The organism is Sorangium sp. So ce281, assembly GCF_051527395.1.
Lineage (GTDB): Bacteria > Myxococcota_A > Polyangia > Polyangiales > Polyangiaceae > Sorangium > Sorangium cellulosum_B.
Genome location: NZ_CP150322.1, coordinates 8,000,997 through 8,024,991, shown reverse-complemented (window position 1 = coordinate 8,024,991; position 23,995 = coordinate 8,000,997). Strand labels below are relative to the sequence as shown.

The 23,995-nt window shown below is 69.1% G+C and carries 17 protein-coding genes; 4 read left to right on the top strand and 13 right to left on the bottom strand.

Annotated elements, in window-relative coordinates:
• Window positions 1-217 precede the first annotated feature (217 nt).
• Both WMF27_RS30400 and WMF27_RS30395 read right to left on the bottom strand, forming a co-directional pair.
• Window positions 218-1,120 carry a helix-turn-helix transcriptional regulator gene (locus WMF27_RS30400; RefSeq protein WP_437765375.1) on the bottom strand — a complete coding sequence of 301 codons (903 nt, stop codon included), beginning with the start codon at window positions 1,118-1,120 and terminating at the stop codon, window positions 218-220.
• 117 nt (window positions 1,121-1,237) lie between these two features.
• Entirely contained in the window at window positions 1,238-2,311 is a 1,074-nt protein-coding gene (locus WMF27_RS30395; RefSeq protein ID WP_437765376.1) for a sigma-70 family RNA polymerase sigma factor, read from the bottom strand.
• A gap of 342 nt (window positions 2,312-2,653) precedes the next feature.
• Between WMF27_RS30395 and WMF27_RS30390 the strand changes: the two genes are divergently transcribed.
• From WMF27_RS30390 to WMF27_RS30375, 4 genes are all read left to right on the top strand, one after another.
• Window positions 2,654-3,646 carry a tetratricopeptide repeat protein gene (locus WMF27_RS30390; RefSeq protein WP_437765377.1) on the top strand — a complete coding sequence of 331 codons (993 nt, stop codon included), beginning with the start codon at window positions 2,654-2,656 and terminating at the stop codon, window positions 3,644-3,646.
• A gap of 59 nt (window positions 3,647-3,705) precedes the next feature.
• Entirely contained in the window at window positions 3,706-5,286 is a 1,581-nt protein-coding gene (locus WMF27_RS30385; RefSeq protein ID WP_437765378.1) for a hypothetical protein, read from the top strand.
• Between the two features lie 493 nt (window positions 5,287-5,779).
• On the top strand, window positions 5,780-6,871 hold the full coding sequence (locus WMF27_RS30380) for a hypothetical protein (protein ID WP_437765379.1): 1,092 nt from the start codon (window positions 5,780-5,782) through the stop codon (window positions 6,869-6,871).
• A gap of 109 nt (window positions 6,872-6,980) precedes the next feature.
• Entirely contained in the window at window positions 6,981-7,964 is a 984-nt protein-coding gene (locus WMF27_RS30375; RefSeq protein WP_437765380.1) for a hypothetical protein, read from the top strand.
• A 158-nt stretch (window positions 7,965-8,122) separates the two neighbouring features.
• Here the strand turns inward: WMF27_RS30375 and WMF27_RS30370 are convergent, their stop codons facing one another.
• The 11 genes from WMF27_RS30370 to WMF27_RS30320 all read right to left on the bottom strand — a co-directional run bounded on the left by WMF27_RS30370 (window position 8,123) and on the right by WMF27_RS30320 (window position 23,509).
• The gene (locus WMF27_RS30370) at window positions 8,123-9,448 is read right to left on the bottom strand and encodes a PAAR domain-containing protein (RefSeq protein WP_437765381.1); all 1,326 of its coding nucleotides are present in this window, start codon (window positions 9,446-9,448) and stop codon (window positions 8,123-8,125) included.
• A gap of 45 nt (window positions 9,449-9,493) precedes the next feature.
• Window positions 9,494-11,086, bottom strand: a complete 1,593-nt coding sequence (locus WMF27_RS30365; protein WP_437765382.1) for a PGRS family protein — start codon at window positions 11,084-11,086, stop codon at window positions 9,494-9,496.
• A gap of 49 nt (window positions 11,087-11,135) precedes the next feature.
• Window positions 11,136-12,209: a hypothetical protein gene (locus WMF27_RS30360; RefSeq protein WP_437765383.1), complete on the bottom strand. Its 1,074-nt coding sequence runs from the start codon at window positions 12,207-12,209 to the stop codon at window positions 11,136-11,138.
• 3 nt (window positions 12,210-12,212) lie between these two features.
• Complete coding sequence (locus WMF27_RS30355; RefSeq protein ID WP_437765384.1) at window positions 12,213-12,890, bottom strand: hypothetical protein; 678 nt, start codon at window positions 12,888-12,890, stop codon at window positions 12,213-12,215.
• 15 nt (window positions 12,891-12,905) lie between these two features.
• Window positions 12,906-14,978: a protein kinase domain-containing protein gene (locus WMF27_RS30350; RefSeq protein WP_437765385.1), complete on the bottom strand. Its 2,073-nt coding sequence runs from the start codon at window positions 14,976-14,978 to the stop codon at window positions 12,906-12,908.
• Between the two features lie 209 nt (window positions 14,979-15,187).
• Window positions 15,188-15,919, bottom strand: a complete 732-nt coding sequence (locus WMF27_RS30345; protein ID WP_437765386.1) for a M48 family metallopeptidase — start codon at window positions 15,917-15,919, stop codon at window positions 15,188-15,190.
• Window positions 15,919-18,963 carry a type I restriction endonuclease subunit R gene (locus tag WMF27_RS30340; protein WP_437765387.1) on the bottom strand — a complete coding sequence of 1,015 codons (3,045 nt, stop codon included), beginning with the start codon at window positions 18,961-18,963 and terminating at the stop codon, window positions 15,919-15,921. Before WMF27_RS30340 ends, WMF27_RS30345 begins: the two co-directional genes overlap by 1 nt.
• Window positions 18,960-19,361 (bottom strand): restriction endonuclease subunit S, encoded by a 402-nt coding sequence (locus tag WMF27_RS30335; RefSeq protein ID WP_437765388.1) that lies wholly within the window; start codon window positions 19,359-19,361, stop codon window positions 18,960-18,962. The genes WMF27_RS30340 and WMF27_RS30335 overlap by 4 nt, the downstream gene beginning before the upstream one ends.
• Window positions 19,362-19,512: 151 nt before the next feature.
• Window positions 19,513-20,898, bottom strand: a complete 1,386-nt coding sequence (locus tag WMF27_RS30330; protein ID WP_437943004.1) for an IS4 family transposase — start codon at window positions 20,896-20,898, stop codon at window positions 19,513-19,515.
• 12 nt (window positions 20,899-20,910) lie between these two features.
• Window positions 20,911-21,696 (bottom strand): restriction endonuclease subunit S, encoded by a 786-nt coding sequence (locus WMF27_RS30325; protein ID WP_437765389.1) that lies wholly within the window; start codon window positions 21,694-21,696, stop codon window positions 20,911-20,913.
• A complete protein-coding gene (locus WMF27_RS30320) occupies window positions 21,686-23,509 on the bottom strand; it encodes a type I restriction-modification system subunit M (RefSeq protein WP_437765390.1) in 1,824 nt (607 codons plus the stop codon). Before WMF27_RS30320 ends, WMF27_RS30325 begins: the two co-directional genes overlap by 11 nt.
• Window positions 23,510-23,995: the final 486 nt, after the last annotated feature.

Here is a 23,995-nt window from a genome sequence, read left to right as displayed (position 1 = left end):
GCAAAACAAGCGCGCGTGCGCGGCGGCGCGCTTGCCATCATTCGGTAGATGACACATGGCCTCACCCCCCCCGCTGGAAATCTCCCGCCCAATGATAACGAGCCGCTCATGTCGTGGAGTCGACCACGGCTGATCCAGACCAACCCGACATGCGACACTCCACCGAAGCTCAGCTCGATGACAGTGCTGAGCTCAGAGGCTCCGAGCGCGACTCAGGTTACGCATGTTCGTGACTACCTACGCCTGGAAGCGTCGTGTTCAAGGGGGATCGCTCGATGTCCTCCCAATCGGAGCCTCGTTCGAGGCTGGATCCGCCGTCGTCGCGCTGTACCGGAAAGCTCGTCAGCGCGGCAGCGCGACACGCGAACTCAGCTCCCGACATCGTGCGAGCAGGGAGCGGTGAGCGAAGCCGCGGTGGAGGAGGTGCGGGGAGCTTGGCCCGTGGGCTCTTGGCGGCCTGATCGGAAGGCGGCACCACGGGCGGGGGAACATCAGGCGCCCGCGGAGGAATCGCGGCCGGGCTCGTGGACGTCGGGCTTGACGCTGAGGACGCTGCCGCACGCGCCGAGCGTTCGCGCTTGCTGGTGGGCTCACCGAGCTGGATCACCACCGTGTCCTCCGCGTCCGTCCGGTAGTTGTCGTGCAGACGCCATAGGCGCTCCCAATAGCGCGCAGGCGTACCCGTGAAGACTTCCAGCTGCCGCGCGAGACCGGGCGTCATCGGGTGGTCGCTGCTCAGCAGCCGTTCCAGTTCCCGTCGTTCTAGCCCGGTGTTCTCGGCCAGCTTTCGCTGCCACGAGGGGATCGTTGCACAGAACGATTCGAGGACCCTGCCTGGCGACGGAACGGGGCGCGCGCGGGCTCCTCTCGTCTCCGCGACGACCGCATCCACATGGCAGTCCAGCAGGCGCCGGTGTCGCTCCAGCTCCCGCTCTGCCTTTTCCTTTGCTTCGGTGAGCGCCAGTTCCTCATCTTCGTGCGCCTGCTCGCGTGCCTCGCGGAGCCCTCGCTCGCGGCCCAGCGCTTCGCGCGCGGTCACCGCGAACCCGATCGCAACACAGGCCATCATCGCGAGAACGATCGGCGAGATGAGCCACATCGACTCTAGTACTTCCTTCATGTGTTCCTCCTCTCGGACGTGGGCATCCTTGCCCGATGCAAGACGGATCTCGGCCTTGTGCTGTCGAAGACACCACCGGAGTTGCCGCCTGTTAGCTGTGAGTGGACGGCCGACGGATCAACGAATCTGCTTGAGTAGCGCTTCGCGCTCCGCAGCGAATTCCCCTCGCGGAAACTCCTGCGCGTGGGCCTCAAGCAGCCGGCGTGCCTCGAGGTAACCGAGAACGGTGTTGGCCTCGATGGCCCTCCGGGCCTGATTGACTAGGTTCCTCGCTCGCTCCCGGGCGGACGGGCGCACGGCGCTCCCCGACGAGGCGGGACGGGGAACCGTCGTCACCGCGGGGGCCGGCGCGCTGCTCACTACGACCGCGGCGCCCGCGTTGCCATGTCCCGCCGACCCTGAGATCGCATGCGCCGCGATGGCGGCGCCGTCTGGTACGGCGGGCGCCACGACGTCCTGGGCGGGTGGCGCGGTCTCAGGCGAGTGGACCGCCGCCGGCCGCAGCCACGATTCCGGGCTGGGCACGGGCGGTACCGTGGAGACGAGAGCGCCCGCCAGGACGACGAACGCACCCTGCACGAGGATTCTCACCCACAAGCGGCGCAGCGTGGCCGCCCACGACGCGCGATCGCGGCGCCCGACGGCGAGCGCCACCGGCACGCATGCCTCCTTGTCCCAGCCGTGAGAATCCTGCTGCGCGTCCCACCGTCGTTTCTGCGCGTCCAGTTCCTCGCGCGCCCGCCGGTGTTGCGTCTTCACCGTGTCGACGTTGAGCCCGAGCTCGGCCGCGATCTCGACAAGCGGCGTCTCCTCGAGATCGTGCCGGATGAGGAGGTCCCGGTACTTGGGGTCGACCTGCGCGATCAGGCGCCGCAGGATCTCTGCCCGCTGCCGCAGGCGGAGCAAGTCTTCCGGCGTGGGGCACCCTCCATGGGGCTCCCGCTCGTCGAAGGACGTCAAGACCTCGCCCCGGCGGACCGCGTCGCGCACGCGATTGCGCGCCTGGTTGAGGGCAATCGTGACGCGGTAGGGAGCCGGATCCCCTCCCGGTTCGATGCGCCGCTCTGCTTCCAGGCTCCGCAGCAGTGCCTCTTGCGCAACGTCCTCAGCGTCGCGCTCCGGGACACCGCGACGGATCGCCAGGCGCCGGAAGAGGTCGAAGCTGGCGGAGCGGTCCGATGGCTTGGCCACGGCGGTAGCACACCTGAGCTGGCCTGCAGGGTTCAGGAAAATGCACAGGCGGTTAAATTTTGTAGGATAACGTGCGCTTTTGTGGACATGGTGCGCCTTTGTGAACCGTCGCGACGGAACAGACCGATGCATTGTAGTCTTGGTCTGCTGTTTCTCGGCCAAAGGCCAGCTGACGGAAATTCCTGAGGGTTGACGCGACGAAGCCGGCGTAAGTACCCTCGCCATATGCGTTGCGTTCCACTTTCACTGTCAATTGGCTTGCTTGGAGCCGCCACCAGCCTTGCGAGCCCGGCCAACGCTCAGGGCAGCCATGCGACGCCACGACGAAGCGATAGTTCGACAGTGAAGGACCTTGTACGCGCTGGGAAGAGAGCTCGTGCAGAGGGAAGGTGGACCGACGCCTATGACGCCTATAAAGCAGCCCTGGAGGCAATGGTGCCAGCAACGAACACGGAGCAAGAGCGCGCGGAGATCGCCGGGGAGCTCGGGCTCTGCGCGCTTGCGTTGAGCAAGCACCGCGACGCGGCCGAGCACCTCGCATGGAGCCTCGAGCAGCGCGAGGCGCTTTCTGTGGCGCTCCAGCTGCGCTTCGAGGAAGGGTTGCGGAAGGCAGCGAAGCACGTCGCGACGCTCTTGCTCGCGGTCGATCCGCCGGACGCCGAGGTGGTCGTCGATGGCAAGCTCGTAGGCAGGACCGCGCGGACCCACAAGCTGTTCTTCGACTCCGGAGAACACATGGTGCGGGCGCAAGCGCCTGGACGCGAGGAGTCTTTCCACGTGTTCACAGCCGTGCCGGGAAAACAGCACCAAATGTCGATGCAGTTGTCGCGCTCCTCAAGCAGCACCAGGGAGGTGGCGGCGGTCGCACCGAAGGAAGCACCCCGGGTGCCGAGCGCTAGGCCCGCTGTTCGGACGCAGGCCCGCAGTCCATGGGCTTCGTGGCCTGGGACGCTGCGTATCGCGGGGATCGTCGTCACGACGGCGAGTGCCTCGGCAGGCAGCGTCCTGATGATCCGGGCCAGCAGGCTTGACGGCGACCTGAGCGAGCGGCGTGACGGGCTGAGCAGCGATCCCTCGACGAGCTCGTCCATGTGCTGGCAAGCGCCACGACACTCTGCGTGCGCTGACCTGCTCCGCCTGAGAGACGAGCGCAACCTCTCCGGAGCCGTGGGCACAGCCTTGGTCATCGCGGGTGGCGTCATCGGGGCGGCAACCGCCGCGTCCTTCTTCACGGACTTCTCCTTCCTGGGACGCACGCCGGCTCAGGAGCAGATCCACGTCTCGCCCGCTGCGATTGGGCAAGGGATGGGCGTGAGGATCGAGGGGCTGTGGTGAGGAGACCGGGAGCCTCAGAGACGCGTTTGCAGGAAGGCCGGGGCATCGGGACGTCCCTCGTGGTGCTCACGCTCTGGGCGTTGAGCGCAAGCACGCTGACGGCGTGTACGTACACCGATGCCTGCTGGGAGGTGTATGCGTGCGCCGCCGATCCGGAGCCGCCGCCCGGACCGTGCGAGGGGCAGCCCGAGACCGGGCCGGCACTCGACCAGTGCGGGGTGTTCGTCAGCGAGAGCGGCGACGACAGCGACCTCGGCACGAAGGGCGCGCCGGTGAAGACCCTGCAGCACGCCGTCGGGCTCGCCGCGAGCGGGCGAGGCAACGGCGAGACGCCGACCCGGCGCGTGTACGCGTGCGCCGGGGAGTTCGAGGAAGCGATCACGCTGCCCTCGGGCGTCGATCTCTGGGGCGCCCGGGTCTGCGACGGCGGCGATTGGTCGTTCGGAGGGCCCAATCAGTTGACCACCATCGCGCCGCCGGCAGGCATCCCGCTGCGCGTTCTCGCGGCAGAGGAGGACGCGACGGACGCCACCTCGATGATCTTCGGCGTGCGCGTCGTGGCAGCTCATGCCTCCGCGAGGGATGGCAAGTCGTCGATCGCGGTGATCTTGAGCTCCGGCGCCAGGGCGATCGTGCGTTCGAGCCAGGTTCAGGCCGACGACGGCAAGGACGGGGAAGCGGGAGAGGACGCGCATGCGTACCGTGCGAAGAACGGCGCTCTGGGCAACGACGGCGCGGACGCCTGCACTGCGGGTGTCGTGGAGGGAGCCCTACCGGTAGTGACCGATTGTGGCGATGGCACCAAGTCGACGGGGGGATATGGTGGCGATGGTAGGATTGATAGGGGTGGTGATGGCACTTCAGGATTGCCTACACCCGCGGACAATCCGGAAGGCAAAGGCCTTGGAGGGGCCGGTGCGGCGAGTGAGAGATGCAAGCCGGGCGAAGACGGAGCAAAGGGTGACGACGGAGGTCGTGCTGCCGGCGCGGTTGGTGTCGGTTACCTCGATTTCGACGGTTGGATCGGCGTTCGGGGTGACGACGGAAAGAAGGGTGGCGTCGGCCAGGGCGGGGGCGGCGGAGGCGGCAGCAAGGCGCGCCGTCCCATGGTGGCTTGTCGCGCTGGTCAACCGCAGGGCGGCGCGGCCGGCGGCTCGGGGGGCGGTGGCGGCTGCGGGGGCCTGGGAGGCTGGGGGGGCGGCTACGGCGGCGCCAGCATCGGGATCGTTGCCTTGCAAGGGAGCGTTCTGACCATCGAGGACAGCAAGGTCCTCGCGGGCAGCGGTGGTCGCGGTGGGATCGGCGGAACGGGCCAACTGGGCGGCGCCGGGGAACATGGCGGTTGGCCGGGCAAAGGCTTGGGTGGAACAGAGATGTGGGACGCGTGCGGCGGCGGCTATGGCGGCGAAGGCGGCCGTGGCGGCGATGCCGGTGGCGGCCTCGGCGGCCACTCGTTCGGGATTGCGTCGGTAGGCGCCACTGTCACCCTTGCCTGGGATGCGACCGTCACCCACGGCAGCGGCGGCGAGGGTGGGCTCGCAGGCAACGCAGCCTCGGGGGACGGCAGGAGCCAGGGCGCTCCAGGACGTGCCGATTTTTGGTATCGGTTCGATGCCCCCGCGCCGGAACCGCCGCAATGAACCGCCCTGTTCCGGCGACCCACGACAGGAGACGCCCATGAGAAAGACGATCGCTGCAGCCCTCTCCCTCACGCTGGCGCCGTGGGCGATCGGCTGCGGGACTGCCCCCGGTCCAGGCGATGCTGGCGGACCGCCCTGCGATGGCGCCTCGTGCCAAGGCGATGAGCCGCCGGAAGCGGTCTGCCTGGAGCATATCGCCTCCGACATTCTCGACGACGGTTGCGGCGTGTTCGTCGCCGGGTTCTACGGGGGCGGGGACGACGGGAACCCTGGAACGAAGGCGAAGCCCGTATTTACCGTTAAGCACGCCATCGACTTGGCGCGCACCCGACGAGGGCGCGTGTTCCTCTGCAACGGTAATTTTAGCGAACACGTGCGGTTGCCTTCTGGCGTCGATCTCCTGGGAGGCTTCCACTGTCGGCACTGGGGCCGCGACGACAGTAGGAAGGTATCCACACTGGACAGCGCAAGCACGCACTACGCCGGTCCGCTGGTGTTCGTCGAACCGGCGAGCCCGAGCGATACGGGGGCCGCGGATGGCGTATCGACGCTCGCCGACATGTTCCTGGACGGGGAAGGGCCGATCTCGATGCTCATCGAGACGGGCACGGCCGTCGAGATCGTCCGGAGCGAGATTCTGGCCGACTACGGACCGAGTGGCCCTGATGGCGAGGAGTGGCCCTGGCCGAACCGAGCAGCGACCGGGCCCGACGGGCTGTACGGCGGGGACGCGTGCACCGCCGCCACCGTCGCCGGGGGTCCGGCGGTGGTGAACCCCTGTGAGGGCGGCGCGCCGAGCACCGGCGGCAAGGGCGGCGATGGGCTGCCCGACGGCGCCGAGGATGGCGGCGCCGGTGCCCCGGCCCCGACGCCGGACCCCACGAACTCAGGGCGCGGCGGTCATGCGGACCGGGAAACCATGGGCTGCCATGGCGGGTCTCCCGGGAGTTCCGGAGCCCTGGGCACGGTGGGGGCGGGCGGCGAGGGCATCGGGCGTATCAGCGAGACGGGGTGGGAGGGCGACACGGCAGGCGAGGGCGGCAGGGGCATGCCCGGTCAAGGTGGCGGCGGAGGCGGCGGCCGTCGCGGTGGGCTCGCCGTGTGCGGCGTGGCCTCGAAGGGGGGTGCCGGCGGCGGATCCGGAGGCGCCGGCGGCTGCGGCGGACGAGGCGGACGAGGGGGCGCGAACGGGCACCCGAGCATCGGGATCGTCGCGCTCCACGCGAAGCTCACCGTGCGAGACAGCTTGATCACAGCGCGCGGCGGGGGACCGGGTGGCGACGGGGGCCCGCCTGAGCGAGGTGGACCAGGTGGTCGAGGAGCGCCGGGGGGCGCCGTCGGTGACGGCACCTGGTCGTGCGGCGGAGGCGGGGGCGGCTTCGGAGGTGAGGGGGGGTTCGGCGGCCCAGGGCGCGGCGGCGACTCGATCGGCATCGCCTACCGCGACGAGGACCAGCTCACGCTGGAGGGGGTCACCTTCGAGATTGGACCGCCGGGCAAGGGCGGCATCAGCTGGAACAATGACAGCAGTACGACATCGGGAGAAGATGGCATTGCCGTCAAAACGCTTCGCTTCCCTGAGTAGGAGCAGCGCGCATGAATCCGCATATTTATGAGGCCGCCACCGTCGAGGGAGAACCCTCCGAGCCTTACCTAGCAGCCCCAGCCGTTGGGCGGGCGGAGGAGCGCCGACGATGAAGATCGAGCGCGTGCGAGCGCTGTCCTTCGAGGTAGATGCGGTGGACGTGGCGTTCTGGGACGAGGATACCCTTCTCGTGACCACGCCGTCGGCCGAGCTGTGGCGTGTTGCGGTGGAACCGCGGATACAAAAGGCCGAGCTGGTGTTTGCTGCTGACCAGATTTTGGGCCCTGTATCGCGTGCGCTCGGTACGGCGGTGGCGAGCCCGGCGAGCGGCGGGTATCCGCGGCTGGCGGTCTCGCGCGAGGCCGGAGTGGCCGCGGTCAACACGCACGACATGGTCCTCCTCGCATGCCCGCTGCACGGCGAGGGCGGCCCACGGCTGGTGTCGTATGGCTGGGGCCAGTATTACCCTCGCATGGCGTTCTCTCCCGACGCATCTCGGCTCGTGGTCTGTGCCGATAGTGTGGTCGTCTTCGATACGGGCTCGTGGCGCTGGTACAAAATGCAAGGAGACGCGAACATCTGCGCATGGCATCCGCGGGAGCCATGGCTGCTTGGTCTCGAACCGACCACCGGGAAACTTCGCTGGTCGGACCTGCAGGACATGGACAATCCCCGAACTTGGTCCGCGGGCGCGCTCGAGCCCACGCAGTGGGATGACGACGTCGTGGGCATCGCCATCGACGCCACAGGGGAACGACTCGTCGCGGCATACCGCCATCCGGATCGGATCGAATGGTGGGAGCTCGATCCGCCTCATCGAGTCGACACCCGTCCCGTGCAGGCCGGAGAGGTTCTTGCCCTGGAGCACGGCGGTGAAGCTGGCTTGTTCGCGGCGGTGGCCGAGCTCGGCGTTCAGCTCTGGGGCTTCGAGTCACGAGAGCCCATCTCCGACGTGATCCCAAACGTCTCCGAAGTCAGATTCAGTCCTTCCGGTCTTTGCTTTGTGACGCTGAGCCGAGCGTCGACCAATCCGTACCCGGTTGCGTCTAGCCGGGTGGAATGTGCGTCGATCCTCTGGCGGGCTTCGATATGACGAACGAGGAATCCGATTATACATGACCGAACTCCTTTCAAGGTCGACGGGAGTGGATTCGTTGGTGCGATGGCCCAATGATGCATGATGACATTGCTGGGTCGAGTCTGCTGGTGCGCTCGGCAGCACTGGTCATCTCGCTAGATGTCCGGTGGTGGTCAATGGCTCGTCGCCTCTGGGTTCTCTGTTGGGGCGGGCATCACGAGGGGCGGGGCGATGGGAGGAGGAGCAGGCGCTGAGCCGGGCGGTCCATTGGCAATGATGTCTTCGTTGTATACGCAGCTCGGGCACGGATTCATGTCACGGCTGCCAGGTTCAGTAGGATAACGATTTTTGGTCGGGTCGCCCCAGTGACGCACAGTTATGCCATCTGCACCCTTCTGCAGGGCCGGACTCAGCTTTGGCTCAACGCAAGGGGCGCCGCCCAAGAACGTGTCTCCGCTCATATTCAGCGCTTTTTCGAGAGGTACCAGTGAATGGTCTGCATAGTTGTACTCAGGCGGCAGATTCGGGCGAATGCGATTGTAAATCTTCTGTGACTGCGGCGGTTCCCCAGACACGGCAACGGTCACGTTTCCGTCGCGATCGACGACCACCCCGACCGCCTTGCCCTTGCCTACGCCCGCCTGCTCCATGGCGCTGAACACCCTGTCCATCGCCGCATCGCTCCTCTCCGACGGCCCCGGGTAGCCGCGCCGACGCGGCGCTGGCTGCTGGCCCAGGCGCGAGCCTAGCAGCCCGCCGATCATGCCGCCGGCGACGCTGCCGACAGTCCCGCCGATCACCTCGCCGATGCGCGCGCCGAGCTCGCCGCCGTAGTGCCGGCCGACCTTGCCGCCGGCCCAGCCGAGCCCCGCGCCGCCTGCGACCGAGCCGCCGAACCCTGCGAGCGCAGCGCCCCAGCCCACCGCGGCGGCGGCGCCACCGGTGGCGACGATCGCGCCGCCCCACATCACCACGGTGAGCGTTGTCTTCACCCACGGCGGCACTTCATCCGCCACCGCCATGCCCGGCGCCAGCGCCGTGTCGCCGCCGATGATCACCGTCGCGATCCCCTCGCGCAGGATCGCGCCGCACTCGGTCTTCTCGGTGCTGCGCGCCAGCGGCTTGCCGTTGACGAACGTCGTGGCGCTGCCCTGCGCGATGCGCACCACGCCGTCGTCAGCGCACGCGACGATGTCGAGCCCGGCGCGCACGGCGCTGCGGCGTTCTTTGCCGAAGAACGTGTCCGGCGAGCCCGTGGCCACCGTCCCCTTGACGTCGCCAGGAATGAGCTCCCCGATGTACGCGCCGGCGAGACCGCCGCCAGCGCCCGCCGCCGCGATGCCCGCCCCGATGAACACGGCGGCCACACCGCCGGTGCCGACGACGGCCACGGCCGTCGCTGCCAGCGCGACACCGACGACGGCGCCGGTCAACAGACCTGACCACGCGCTGCTATGTGCGATCGAATCTCCGAGCCGAGCCGCTTCGAGCGCCGTCACCGTGAGCCTCGCCCTCAACTCCGCTCAGTCATCGGTCGCGCGTGCTCAGCGCTTCTCGTCCTGCGCGAATGCCATCGCGTCGGTCTTGGCCCCCGGCGCGCCGCTGTGCTCCGCGTCCGCGCCGACGCCGCCTGCGCCGGCCTGGCCTACGGCAAACGTGACGCCCTCTGCCGGCGGCGCCGCGCCCACGTGCGCGATGCCGATCGCGTGCCCGCCACGCCCGCCGCCTCCGGTGCCGCCACGCCCGCCGGTGCCGCCCGGGGCTCCGGCGCAGCCTGGCTGCAGCGCCGTGGCGCCGTCCGGCACACCGCCACCGGGGCCGCCCGCACCCCCCATACCGCCGTCCTGACCAGGAGCGCCCGCGCCGCCGTCTCCGCCGCGTCCGGTGGTGATCGTCACGTCCTGGAACACGAGCGTCGCATCGAGGCTCAGCAGTGCGATGCTCGACCCGCCCGCGCCGCCGCCCTTTCCGCCGGCGCCACCGCAGCCGCCCGCGCCGCCGGAGCCGCCGCTGGCGCCTCCGGCCGAGCCGGCCGTGCACTGGCCCGCAGCGACGCCACCCTTGGCGCCGCCGCCACCGCCGCCGCCCTGCGCGGTGGTCCCGGGCGCGCCGTCGCTGCCCGCGACGCCCGTGTATCCGCTCGCTGCAATCTCGCCGAGGCCCTGCGCGCCCGCACCGGGGTCGCCGTTGGCACCGTTGTCGCCCGTGGTGCCCGGCGTGCACGCCGCGGTGAACTCGCCAGCGCCGCCGTTCATCGTGCTACCTGGGCTGCCAGGCCCACCGGGGCCTCCGCTGCTCTGCAGTCCCACGCCGCCGACACCGCCGAGCGAATCGTCGCTCGGATCGTCCGGCGTACCGCAGTTGTTCACCGTGACATCGCCGCCGAAGATCATGTTGGCCGAGCAGGCCGCGTTCCCCGCGCTCCCGTCGCCCCCTTGCTGCGCCGGCTCCGCGTGCGCCGCGCCCTCTTCACCCGGCGCCCCATCGCCCGCCTCCAGCGCGCAGCGCGCGAGCTCCACCGCCACCGCCTCCGCCACCGCGGCGATCGACGAGAGCCCGCGCTTCTCCGGATCGCTCGCGTCGATGCTCCGCGCCACGATCGCCACATCCTCGATCCGCGCCACGCCCTCGCCGCCCCGCAGCGCCAGCGGGATCACGCCCCCCGCCGCCGTCAGCGTCGTCCTCGCGCTGTCGCTCGCTCCCGCGTAGGCCCAGCCGTCCGCGCAGTCGAGCCCGCCGTAGAGCGTCACCCCCGCCGGCATCTCCACCGGCGCGTCGACCTCGAACGTCTCGGCGCACGCATATACTCGCGCCGTCCGGTTCTCCCGCGCCCGAGCGATCGCCGCCCCCAACGTTCCCAGCGGCGCCGCCTTCGTCCCCTCCGCGCCGTCGTCGCCGCCCGCCGTCACGAACACGCCGCACGCGTCGTCGACCGGCGCTCCGCGCTCGCTCGGCACGCACGTCGATGGCGCGCCGCCGCCCTCGGTCGCGCCCGACGCCTCCGGCGCACAGGTCTGCGACCGCTCGCACGGCGAGCTGCATCCCCCCGCCAGGCTGCTCCCTGCCGCCGCCGCCATGCCGAGCGCCGCGCTCGCCACGGCGACCTGCCAGCCCCTCGCCTTCGGCCTGCTTCGCATCGGCTCCCTCACCGCCTCCAACGCTTCACCCTTACGTCGTTCCGCCACGTCAGAAGCGCCCCGCTACGCCGACCCCTCCGCCTCCGGGCGCAAGCCATGGCGCTGCCATCACCTGCGCCTTGCCATGGCTGTCCCCCGCGGACCTCGACCACAGCACGTACCCCGCCGTCGCCGCGATCGCCGCGCCCCCCACCACGTACCCGACGACCGCCGTGGTCGTGAACGCATCGAGCTCGTCCACCGCGTCACCGAGCCGCACGCACGCCGCGCTCTGGCTCCGGTAGCAAGCCGACCGATCGCCGTCGCCAACGCGCAGCGGCCCGTCGACCTCCGCTGCCTTCGCGTTCGCCGCCAGCGTGAATCCCAAGCCCACGCCGAGGCCCACCACCCCGAGCGCTCCGCCGATCACCAGCGGCACCACCGGCACCCGCGCACCTCCCGCCGGCCGCTCCGGCGCCGTGCTCGCCGCCGGCTCCGGCGCTGCGCTGGCCGGTGGCTCCGCGCGCGGCGGCGTCGTCGACATGTTCAGGTTCCCTTCCTCGAGCACCACCTCCACCGACGCCGCGCCGCCCTTGTCGACTTGCACATTGCGCGCTGCAAAGCGTTGGCCTCGCCGCGCCGACACCGCGTGCATCCCGGGCTCCACGAACACCGGAGCCGAAAGCGGCGCGACCCCCACCACCTCGCCGTCGACCAGGATCTCGGCGCCGTTCTCGGAGGCCGCAATCGACAGCGCGCCCACCTGCGCGCTCGCCTCCGCATACAGCGCCTCGGCCGCCTTCACCTCGGCCGCCGGCGGCGGCGGTTGCTCCTTCGGTGCCTCGCGCAGGTAGTGGGCAAGGTGCTGGGCCGCATCGCGGAAGCGGCCGAGCTTCATCTCGGCCTCGGCGAGGTTGCCCGCGATCTGCAGGCGCCTCTGCAGCGCCCACGCCGCGAGGTACGCCACGCGCGCCCGCTCGAAGTCGCCGCGCGCGTAGTGCGCGTTCCCTTCTTTGTGCAGCTCGCGCACCTTCTCGGTCATCACGTCGTCCTGCGCGCTTCCCGGCGCTGCCAGCGCGACCGCCGGCGCGGCCGTGACGAGCGTGATGGCGACCGCGATCCGTGCGATGGACTCTCGAAGCATCGTTCAGTACCTCGGCGGCCCCGCGAAGGGCCCTGGCATCGATGTCGCCGGCGCCGCCGCGGACGCTCGCGGCGGCGGCATCCTCTGCCCTGGATCACTGGGTGCTGCAACGGTGTTCGCGCCGCGCGCCGGCACGCGGCGCGCGATCGTCGACGCAGCGCCGCTCGGGGTTGGCGCAGCGGATGACGGCGCAGGCGGAACCGTCACCGCGGTGGCGCTGCTCTCGGCAGGCACGCGTGGAGTCGCCACCACCGGAGTCGGTGCCGGCGCGCTCGGCGACACGAGCGGCGCCCGGGGCGCCGGAGCGCTCGACGACAGAAGCGGCACCGCGGGTGCCGGTGTGGCGGTGGCCTCGACGGGGCCGGACGGTGCGTCGCGCGGCACGAACAGCCAGTAGATAAGCAGTGCAGGCGCGGTGACCGCGGCGGCGGCGCCGGCGATCCACCCGAGGAGACGCCATCGACTCGGCCGCCTGGGCTCCTTCCGATGCACCTCGCGGCGCACCGCGGGGCGCGCGAGCGCGGCGCGTGCGGCGGGCCCGAGCCGATCCGCGACGACCGGCGGCACCTCCTTCACGCGCGCAAGCGCCCGCCGCATGTTCTCGTCCGAGGCGGCTCGATCCGCGACGCGGCGGAACGTCTCCTCGGTGGGCAGGTACTTCTTCAGATCCTCGTCGCTCATTCCGTCGGACCTTCTCTAAAACGGGCGGCGCGGCGTCGGCGTGCGGCGCGGCGCTGATGGCGCAGGGGGCGAGATGCGCGGCGACGGCTTGAAATGAGGCTTCTCCTTCATGAGCTTCTCCTCTTCTTCCGCCCACGTATCGTTCGTCTGTGGCGCCCTCGCCGCGCTCGGCGCCTTCATCGGCTTCGCCTTCGATGCGGCGCTGCGCGGCGTTGTCCCCGCCTGCGCCGCGGAGGGACGGCCCGCAGCCGGACCGGCGCCGCGCAGCACCGCCGGCGCGGCCAGTGATGGCGTGGTGGCGCGAGGAGCCGCGTCGAGCGCCACCGGCCGTGGCGCGGCGGGCTCGGGAACCGCGGGCGCCGGCTGCGGCGCTGGGCGGTGCGCTCCGTCGACCGGCGCAGGTGAGCCCACCGACGACGGCGCGCCGCTCGGCGCATGCGAGCCTATCGGCGATGGCGGTGCATCCTCGATGCCTGAAGAGGAGAGCATGGCGCCATCGTGCGACGCTTCTACCGATGGTGTCCGTCGAGGGACGATCCACAACGCAGCGAGCGTGCAAGACAGCGCGCACGCGCCCGTCACGAGACCGATACGACGCTTACGCCGCGTCTCGGCCGCCGCCTGGCTCGGCGCATCCGCTATGCCGTACTCCCACGGCGACGAGCGCCTGCCTTCCGGCGCGGCCTCACGCACGGGTTGCACAGGCAGCACGGCCGGCGTCGCCTCGATTGCTGGCGCTGCGGCGTCCGACGACCTGCCCACTGCCTCGCCTAGCGCGGCCTCGCTCCATCTCGCCGAGGCAGCGGTGACCATCTCGCTCGACGCGATCTCGCCCTTCGCAGCAGGCAACGGCGACGTCGGCCCCGCCGTGAGTGGCGCCGCGGCCCCATCGCCAGGCGGCTCGCTCGGCGCCCTCCCTGGCAGTCTCGGCGGCGCGGACGGCATCCGCTCCGTCGTTAGCCAGCGCGAGCCCCGCGCTACCGCGCCATCCGGCGCCGCTCCGCTCGCAGCCGCGCCCGCCGTGAGCGTCTCCTGCCCGGGCCGCTCCGCAGAGGACCGGGCTGGCGGCCGGAACGGGAGCACCGCCCCGGGCGGCCGGTACCCCGCGTCTAGCGGCGCCGTCGCGAGGTGGACGGCCTCCGCCGCCGGGATCAGGCGCAGCAACGGGATCGAGGCGCGCGCCTTCGGATCGAGCACGAGGGATCCCTCGGTCTGCGCGGCCTGCACGGAGGAGCCGTCGAACTCCCTCGTGAGCGCGTCGAATGCCTCGTTCGCGCTGGGCCGCTCGTCCGGGGACTTTGCCAGCATGCGCGCCACGAAATCGCTCAAGCGCCTCGGGGCGATCTCAGGGATCGCCTCGGCGAGCGGCGCCGGCACGGCGTGCACCTGGTTCGCCCAGACCTCGTTCCGTGGCGGCAGCTCGCCGGTCCTCTCGGCGAACGCGTGTTTGCCGGCGAGCATCTCGTACAGGATTAACCCAGCAGCGTAGATGTCCGCGGGACGCCCGACCGGCCGCCGGAGCGCCTGCTCGGGCGACATGTAGTGCACCGTGCCGAGGTCCGAGAACACGTCGCTCGACGCAGGGCCTCCGACTCGTCGCGCCAGGCCGAAGTCGACGACCTTGACCAGGCCGCTCTGCATGACGAGAACGTTCTCGGGCTTGAGATCGCGATGCACGATGCCGCCCTCGTGCGCCACCCGGATCGCGTCCACCACCTGGATTGCGATCGAGAGCGCGGTGCGCACATCGAACCGGCGCATCGCGTGGAGCATCTGGCGCAGCGAGACGCCGTCGACGTGCTCCATTGCGATGTACATGACACCGTCGTTGGTGACCCCCGCGTCGTAGAGGCGCACGATGTTCGGGTGGTTGAGGTCGGCGAGCACGCGCGCTTCCTTGCGGTGCCCGCGGAGGAAGTCGGCGTCGCTCATCCGTTCTGGCCGGACGACCTTGAGCGCGACGGTCCGGTCGAGGTACTCGTCCACCGCCTCGTAGACGCGCCCCATTCCGCCCTCGGCAATGAGCTTCACCAGGCGGTATTTGTGGCAGCGGCCGCTCTCTTCGAGCCGATCGTCACGGCGCTCCATTCGGGTCCCCTGCCTGCTTGCAGCGCACGATGCCGGTCCAGGTCAGCACGGTCATCCGCCCCGCTGGACCAGCGCACCGCGCCATGCCCACTGATGAGCTTGCGCGTCAAGGGGAACCTGTCGGAGTCAGGATGATGCGGAGCGCCGGCAGCGTTCCGCGAGCCCGCAGCGCAGCGGGCGAGAATAAACCACGATAGGGCGCGCTGGTGTCACCACAAGAGCGCTGGCCCGAGCTCGCCCAGGCGGGCCCTCCTTGCCTCGTAGTCGGGCATCACCCTGCCGAGGGCTGCCCAGAACTCCCGCCCATGGCGGTCGTGGATCAGGTGCGTGAGCTCGTGGGCGAGCACGTAATCGACAAGCGGCCTCGGTGCCTGCACGATGCGCCAGTTGACCCGGAGAACGCCGCGGGAGCAGCTCCCCCAGCGCTTGGCCTGGTCGGTCACGAGGATGCGCCGGAACGACACGCCGAGCTTCTGCGCCCACGGCTCGGCCCACGCGGGGAGGCGCTCCGTGGCATGCCGCTTGTACCAGTCGATCAGCGCGGCGCGCGCGTACGCGCCGCGGTGCTCGGGCGCGAGCCCGCGCGGGAGCGGCAGCTGGAGCCAGCCGCCGTGGAGAGCCAGCGGGCGCGGGTCCTGCTCGGGGAGCAAGCGGAGCCGGGCCTGCCGCCCGAGGTAAAGGAGCGACTCGCCGCTCACGAACTCTCGCACGCTGCTGGCGGGCGGCCGCTCGCTCTGCCGCTTGAGCCGCGGGACGATCCAGGCGGCCTTCGACCGAACCACCGAGTCCAGTCGCGCGATCGGCGTCGCCTGGGGCGCCGTCACGACGAGCCCGAGGGCCGGGTCGATCGCGATCGACACCGTGGATCTCCGGGCGCTCCGCCGGATCTCGTAGGCGAGGTGCGTCGTGCCCCACGTCACCTCGGACCGCTCCGGGAGCATCACCGGCCCTTGCGATGCTTCATGAGGTCGACGATGCTCCCCGCCGTCGCATCGATCTTGTCCTCGTCGCCGAACCCCGCCGCCCGCAGCTGCCGCTTGATGCGTCTGCGCATCTCCCGTTGCACATCGTCCTTGTGCACCCAGTCGACGAGCGACACCTGGGGCTCGAGCTGCTCTTCCAGCAGCGAGGCCAGCTCCTTCTTGGACTCATCCACCTTCCCGTAGGCGTTCCCCGTCCTCTCCGCGGCGGTCAGGGGCTTGCGCTCGGAGATGAGTCCATAGATGGCGAGCCCTGTCTCCGAGAGGCCCAGCGTCTCGGCCGTCTCCGCCCGCCCGCGGATCTTCTTCCGGATCTCGTCGAGCACTTGCAGCTCCTTGGCCGCGTCGACGCGCTTCGCTTTGCGGTCCTCGATGAGCTGCTCGAGGCGCTCGCGCAGAGAGGTGAAGAACACGGGGTCGTCGTCGAGCCGGACGTGGATCTCGTCCCGGATCGCGTGTTCCATCTCGCTCGCCCGCGCCTCCGGCGTCTTCAGCTTCTTGAGCTTGTCCTCGAGCTCCGGTGCAAAGAGCGAGATGGGCTTGACCAGGATCTCGATCCCGTCCGCCACGACCGCTTCCTCGATGAGCTTCCGGACCTTGGCCCCGCAGTCGGCGATATCGATCTTCGCGTCGCGGAACTTGGCTGCTGCCGCCTGCCGGATCTTTCCGAGCCAGCGCGCGTCCGCGACATAGGGGAGCGCGCTCGGGTCCGGCAGTAACATGTCGAGGCTCTGCGAGAACCGCTTGAACGCCGCGTCGAACTCGGCCCGGACGTCCTCCGGCTCCAGGACGGCGACACATGCGTCGAGGTCGTCCTTGTCCTTCACCCGGACGAGGAACCGCACGGCCGCCGCGTGCCGCGCCTGGAGCCGCGGGAGCTCGTCGCTTATCGGCGTCATGGCGCCCTTTACCTCAGAGGGGGCGAAGATCTCGAGCGCCTCGGTGAGCGCCTCCGAGACACCCCAGTAATCGACGATGAGACCGTACCTCTTCCCGTCGGCGGTCCGGTTCACGCGGGCGATCGCCTGGAGCAGCGTGTGCTCCTTCAGCGGGGAGTCGAGGTACATGACCTGCTCGATCGGAGCGTCGAAGCCGGTGAGCAGCATATCGCAGACGACGAGGACCTTGAGCGGGTCGTCCTTCGCGAGGAAGCGGTCGATCAGGGCCGTCCTTTGCTCCTCGCTCGTGTGGTGCCGGACGAGGTGCACGGCGTCCTTGTTCGACCCCGAGATGATGATCGCTGACAGTGGTCCGTGGAGGCGATCGAGGGTCTCCTTGTACAGCACGGCGTTCTCGCGGGTGCAGGCCACGATCTGGGCCTTGAAGCCGCCGGGCTGGATGGCTTTTGCATAGTGGTCGAGGAGGTCGAGGCAGATCGTCTCGACCCGCTTTGGCGCCCCGGCGAGCGTCTGCTCGTTCGCGTACTTCTTCTTGATCGCCTCGCGCTCTTCGTCCGACCGATCGGCGAACACGCGGTCGAAGATGGCGTCGAGCGTGTTGCCGATGATCCGCAGCGCGGGGAGCCGGCCCTCGTAGAAGATGGGCACGGTGGCCCCGTCGGCGACGGCCTGCTCGATGGTGTATGTGTCGATGTACGGGCCGAAGGTCGAGAGAGTCGACCGGTCCTTCTTGTCGATCGGCGTCCCCGTGAAGCCGAAGAAGGCCGCGTTGGGGAGCGCCTTGCGCATGTTCGCGGCGAGCCCGCCGTACTGGGTGCGGTGGGCCTCGTCGGTGAGGACGAAGAGGTTATGCGCGTCGGAGAGGACGGGGTGCTCCTGCCGGGCGGCGCGCTTTCCTGGCTTCCCGCCGGCGGCGGCGAGCTCCTGGAACTTCTGCACGGTGGTGAGCACGGTCTTGCCGGGAGGGCCCGAGAGCAGCTCGCGCAGGTGCCGTACGCTCTCGGCCCGCTCGGGGTTGGGGAACTTGCAGGCCTGGAAGGTCCCGGTGATCTGCGCGTCGAGGTCCTTGCGGTCGGTGACGAGCACGAGGGTGGGGTTCTCGTGGAGCGGGTCGCGGCGGAGCTTGAGCGCGAGCCACAGCATGGTGAGGCTCTTGCCCGACCCCTGCGTGTGCCAGACGACGCCGCCGCGGTCGGCCGGCTTCTTGGCCGTGCGGGCGCGCGCGATCGCCTTGTTGACGGCGGTGAACTGCTGGTAGCGGCAGAGCTTGCGGACGACCCGGCCCGTGTCGCGGTCGCGGTCGAAGACAACGAAGTTCCGGACGAGGTCGAGGAGGTTCTGCGGGGCCAGCAGCCCCGCGAGGGTGACGTCCTGCGCCGTCGGTTCGCGGCCGACGAGGGCGTGGAGCTTCTCCGGGGCCATCGGCCAGGCGGTCTTCCACTCGGCGAAGAAGCGATACGGGGTGGTGACCGTGCCGTAGACGGCGGCTTGACGGCAGGTGGCGATGAGGACCTGCACGGTCTCGAACAGCCTGGGGGCGCCGAGCTCGCGGTACTTGTCGTCGAGCTCCTGGTACCGGCTGAACTGGTCGATCGCCTCGAGCTTCCAGGCCTCGCCGAGTTTAGGGCTTTTGCACTCGATGACGGCGAGCGGGATGCCGTTGACGAAGACCGCAATATCGGGGCGGATGGTCTTCTTGGCGCCCTTCACCGCGTACTGGCGCGTGACGAGGAACTCGTTGCTGGCGGGCTTGTCGAAGTCGATGAAGCGGACGTCGTGGCTCTTCCGGCCGTCGCCGAGGTCCTGCTCGAAGGAGCGGGTGTAGGCGATGGTCTTGTAGACCTCCTCGCTCGCCTCGATGAGCGTCGCCGCCTGGATGGCGCCGACGGAGCGAACGGCCTTGTGCAGGTTGTCGTCGGAGAGCCAGGGGTTGAGCTTTTTGAGGGCCTTGGCGAGGCGGGCGGTGAGGAGCGGCTGCTTGAGGCTCTCGCGTTCTGCTTCGAGGATCTCGGGGGCGACGTAGCGGAAGCCGAGCTTCTGGAGGAGGGCGACAGCGGGGTCCTCGGAGAGGGAGAGCTCGTTCCAGGCGTTGCCGGGAGGACTCATGGGGCGGCCTCGTCGGCGGTAACGCGGATTTCGCCGGTGAGGAGGGCGGATTGAAGGGCGACCTTAGACGACCTTAAAGTACACAAGTTGGCTCGCTCAGCTCTGATTCGGTCACCAATGACCGAACAGGCGAAAACGACGTCAGCCTGCTCTCTTGAAGAAGGAAGCGGCAAGAGGAGCTTTGCGAGGTTTGTGCTCGACAGATTTTTCTGCACCCCACCCGCAGCCATAGCCTGAATTCGAACTTGTACATCGGGATTCATCATTGCTAGCCGGATATATTCAGGGTTCGCATCAGGGCCGAGGCGGAAGCGAATAAGGAACGCGCCTGGAATAACTTCGAAGTCCTGACGCTTGAAGACGCAGACCACGCCACAGGTGCCTGAGCGGGTAACCACGATGTCCCTGTCTTGAAGTACATGCGATCGAAATTGTTCCGGGTTCAGGTTGGCACGAGGGATAGTGGAATAGTCAATGTCCCAGTCGTCTGTGATGTCTGTTGTTCGCAGGGTCCCATAGTTGCCGCACGTACTATAGTCTCAGGATTGATCATATTTCCCCCACCTCCCTCGCGGCGCTCCAGCCCTGGACGAGGGTGAGGAGCTGCTCGTAACCACGGCCCAGGGTCTGCCAGCCGGGCTCGCCGTTTCGCCGCAGGTGTCCGCCGAGCCCGGCGATTGCCAGGAAGGCATCGCGGGCCGTGGCGTTCTCGGGCAGGGGCTTGCGCGCGAAGACCCGCAGCACCTCGAGCTGGGTGGGCGTGAGCACGGCGGTCGCGGGCTGCTCCGGAGCGCGCCGAGCCTCGCTGCGCAGCAGCAATAGCTGCCAGGCGATGGGCGCGAAGAGCGCCAGCACGTTGCGCAAGCCGTGCAGGTCCTCGATCTGGCGCTTCTCGTAGGCGCATCCGGTCTTCAGGGCCTTGAAGAACTCCTCCACCATCCAGCGCGCCCGGTACCAGTCGACCAGCTGCGTCAGCTGCTCGACGGACTCGACCGGCTCGCTCGTGAGCAGCACCCACTCGACCGGCGCTTCGCCCGGCGGCGGCTCGAGCTCCCAGACGCGTACGACCTGGAGCGAGAGCGTCGCAGGCAGCTCGCGCGGCTGGGATCTCGGTCGCCGCAGGGTCACGCGCGTGCTTCCAAGAGCGAGCTTGGCCAAGCGTCCTGCGCGCGGAGGATGCAGCCGTTTCTGTTGAGGGCTGCGATTGCCCGCCGGCCGCGGCGAAAGCTCTACCTCGCGTACGGCCACCGCTTGAACATGCGCGAGCGCCTGCTCGAGCTTGGCCTCCTCTCCGAGGGCGTCAGCCTCGACGAGGCGATTGTGCGCGAGCCGAATCACGAACCGATGCCGTGCGCTCAACAGCTGCGCGAACAGGCCGTAGTCGTCTCCTTCGCGGTCCATGACGTGCACCACATCGTGCGGAGCAGCGCCCAGGGCCGCGACTCGCTCCACCTGCTCTCCCCAGCGGTCGTGCTCGTTGTCCGTCGTGCCGTCGTCGCGCACGTGCGTGCTCAGATCGAGCACGCCGAGCGGGCGGCGCGTTCCATCGCCGCTGACCGCCAGCGTGAAGTGGGCGAAGAACGTCTGCCCCGAGGAGCGCAGCCGTCCGAGCCCCTGCCGCTGGCCGTCGGAGCGGAAGGAGAGGGTCGTGGTGTCATGGATGGCGAGCACGACCGGCTCGGCCTCCATGCGCGCGAGGGTGGCGCGCACATGCGGAGCCAGAATCGCCGCGGGCGTGACGGCGTCGTTGCCGAAGAAACGGTACGCCGCCTCCAGCTCGCTGTCGGACAAGAGCGAGGGGAAGCTCTTGTCCGGCGCCTGCGCCAGCTTCTGCACCAGCTTGCTCTGGCGCTTCGAAAGCCGCGCATCGCCGAAGTGCGCGTCGCTCATCTCCTCGGCGAGTGCCGCTGCGTGCTCTGCTGCAGGTGAACCCATCCGCAGCTTTGATCACGTCGCCCAGTACACATCAAGCGAGATGTGTAGGATCCTGAGACTATAGTATGTAGCTGGGAAACGCGGTCCAAAAGCGCTCTCGCTAGTAATTCCTCCCAAGGAGACGACCTTCCACTCCTCCGGCACTTCCCCGATCTCGGTCTTCCTAAACCGCGTGTGCCGGCCGGGAAGCCCTCGCGTCAGCAGCTCGGCCATCATCGCCTTCTTGACGACCTGGAGCTGGTCGATGACCGTCTGGGTGGCCTCAATGGCGCCGTCCACGGAGCAGAGGATGGCAGCGATCTTTCGCTGCTCGCCGAGCGGGGGGAGTAGGAGCGGAAGTTTGGCGAGGATGCCGGTGTTCAGGTTCAGCATTGTTTGGCCTACCGCATGGTCCGTAAGCCACTCAACGCTCGGCGTTGCTGTTAGTGCGTGGATCAAGAACGAGGGGGACGTTTGCGTGACGTCAACTCGGGCACGCAAGCAGCCTGTGCCACACAGCCAGTCTCGCTCGTCTTCCGTCACAAGGCCACATCGGCCGATGTCGCCGCGACGACCGAATAAGATGTCCCCCGGGAGAACACGATGCCTGGCAAGCTTATCGGCGAGCGACTCTGGAACCTTGGCGATGGTGCTCGTGACGATTCTGCCATTCGCCAAGTCTTTAGGCATCACAACCGGAACTCCATCGGTCGAGTAGTCCGCGGCGTGCAGTTGTGACCCGAAAGGCCCCGTTTGGAGGCCGGTATCAGCTGTTACTATCTGTCCGAGCGTCGATGCAGACCATGCCTCAGGCGTCATACCCCAGCTCCTTGAGGTAGGCGTTCATCCTAACCTCGGCCTCGCCCCGCTTCTTTTCCAGCTCGCGCAGCTTTTGCAGCGCATGCGCCACCTCGACCCTCTCCGCCGCCTCGGCCGTCTCGACGTACCGCGAGATGTTCAGGTGGAAGTCGTTCTTCTCGATCTCCTCGAGCCCCACGACCCGCGCGTACTTGTCCACATCCTTGAAGGCCTTGAACGTCGCCGCGATCTTCTTGACGTCCTCCTCCCGCAGGAAGTTCTGCGCCGACCCCTCCTTGAACTCCCGCGACGCCTCGATGAACAACACCTTCTTCTTCCGCCCGGCCGCCTTGCTCCTGTTGAGCACCAGCACCGCCGCCGGGATCCCCGTCCCATAGAACAGGTTCGTCGGCAGCCCCACTACGGCCTCGATGAGATCCTCCTCCAGCAGCCCCTTCCGGATCTCTCCCTCCGCCGCGCCGCGGAACAGCACCCCGTGTGGCATCACGACCCCCACCTTGCCCGTCTTGTTGGTGGTCGCGATCATGTGCTGCACGAACGCGAGGTCCCCCTTGGTCTTGGGCGGCACGCCGAAGCGGAAGCGCCGGTGCGTATCGTTCTCCGCCACCTCGCGCCCCCACTCGTCGAGCGAGAACGGCGGATTGGCGATCACCCGGTCGAACACCATCAGCCCGTCGCCGTCCCGCAGCTTCGGATCGCGGATCGTGTCCCCCTTCTCGATCTTCGCGGATATCCCATGCAGCAGCATGTTCATCTTGCAGATGGCCCAGGTCCCCAGGTTCTTCTCCTGGCCGTAGAGCGACAGGTCCTTCGGGTTCTTCCCGTGCCGCTCCAGGTAATGGGCGCATTCGATCAGCATGCCGCCCGAGCCGGCGGTCGGATCGCAGATCCGCAGCCCTGCCCTCGGCTCCAGGAGCTCGACGATGAGCCGCACGACCATGCGCGGCGTGTAGAACTCCCCGCCCTTCTTGCCGGCGTCGTCCGCAAACTTCTCGATCAGGTACTCGTACGCCCGGCCCAGCATGTCCGGCTCGGATAGATCGGCGTTCCGGAGCGACAGCTTCGAGAAGTGCTGCACCAAGCGCCCCAGCACCACGTCCCGGTTCTTCGCGTCGCCGAGCTTCCGCTCGTCGTTGAAGTCGATCCCGGCGAGCACCCCTTCAAGCTGCGTATTCGCATCCTCCAGCGCCGACGCTGCCCTGTTGAGCGCCTCGCCGACCTGGCTCGCGACCTTCTGCAGCTCGGACCACCGGGCCCGCTTCGGCACGAAGAAGTCGTGCTCGTCGGGGTCCTCGGGGTTGGCGTTCGGCACGCCCTTCAGCGCCTCGACCTCCTCGTGGAACCGGTCGCTCAGGCGCTTCAGGAAGAGCATCCCGAAGATGAAGTTCTTGTAATCGCTCGAGTCGATCGACCCCCGCAGGATGTCCGCGGCCGACCAGAGATGCCGTTCGAGCCGGTCGATCGTAAGCTTCTCCCCGAGGGCCAGCTCGACCTGCTCGGGCGCGGCCCGCGCCGCCCCGTTCGCCCGCGAAGGCGCCGGCGGCTCGGACGCCTTCCCCCCGGCGAGCCTCGCGACCAGCACGGCCTTCTCCCGGCCGCCGTCATCGAGGTGCAGGGCCCGGCAGAGCTCCTTCAGCCGGTCCCGCGAGTACGACGGTAGAACGGCGGCCAGCGTGGCGCTCGTGGAGGCCGCCACGGCATCCACCAGCTTCTCCTTGCTCCGTCGGTCCTGAACATGGACGTCGAACGCGTCGGCGATGGCGATCAGCTCGGCGCGGGTGAGGTGTTCGAGAACGGTTCGCTTCTGTACCATCGGCACGAGCCGACGTTACGCGGGCCGGCCCGAGACGATCAAGGCGAAGGCGGGTTGGCGGAGGCTGGAGACCGCGGGCCTCGGAGGATGTGCTCCAGGGCCGCTGCTCGTGGGAGGCCCGCCCGACCGGTCCACCGCGGCCAGACCGACCAGCTGGCCGAGCCCGAACGACCGATCGGCGCGGCGGATCGACGGCCTGCCGGCACCTGCCAGCGGTTCACGCGCCCCCTGTCGGCAGCTGACACCCTCGTCTGCGAGGCAATCTTGCTGTTAGATCGAGCCGGTCATGCCCCCTGAGTCCGGTCATCGCGACCCGCCGCCGGTCGCACAGGTCGCGCAGACCGAGGAGATCGAGCCGGTGAGCCTCGAACGGCTTTCCCAGGCCCCGGTACTGCCGTGGACGGCGGCGGAGCGCGGGCCGGACGGCGCTCCGCGCGCCAGCCGCTCGACGCCAGCGCCCCCCTTGCGCAGGCAGGTCGTCGCTGA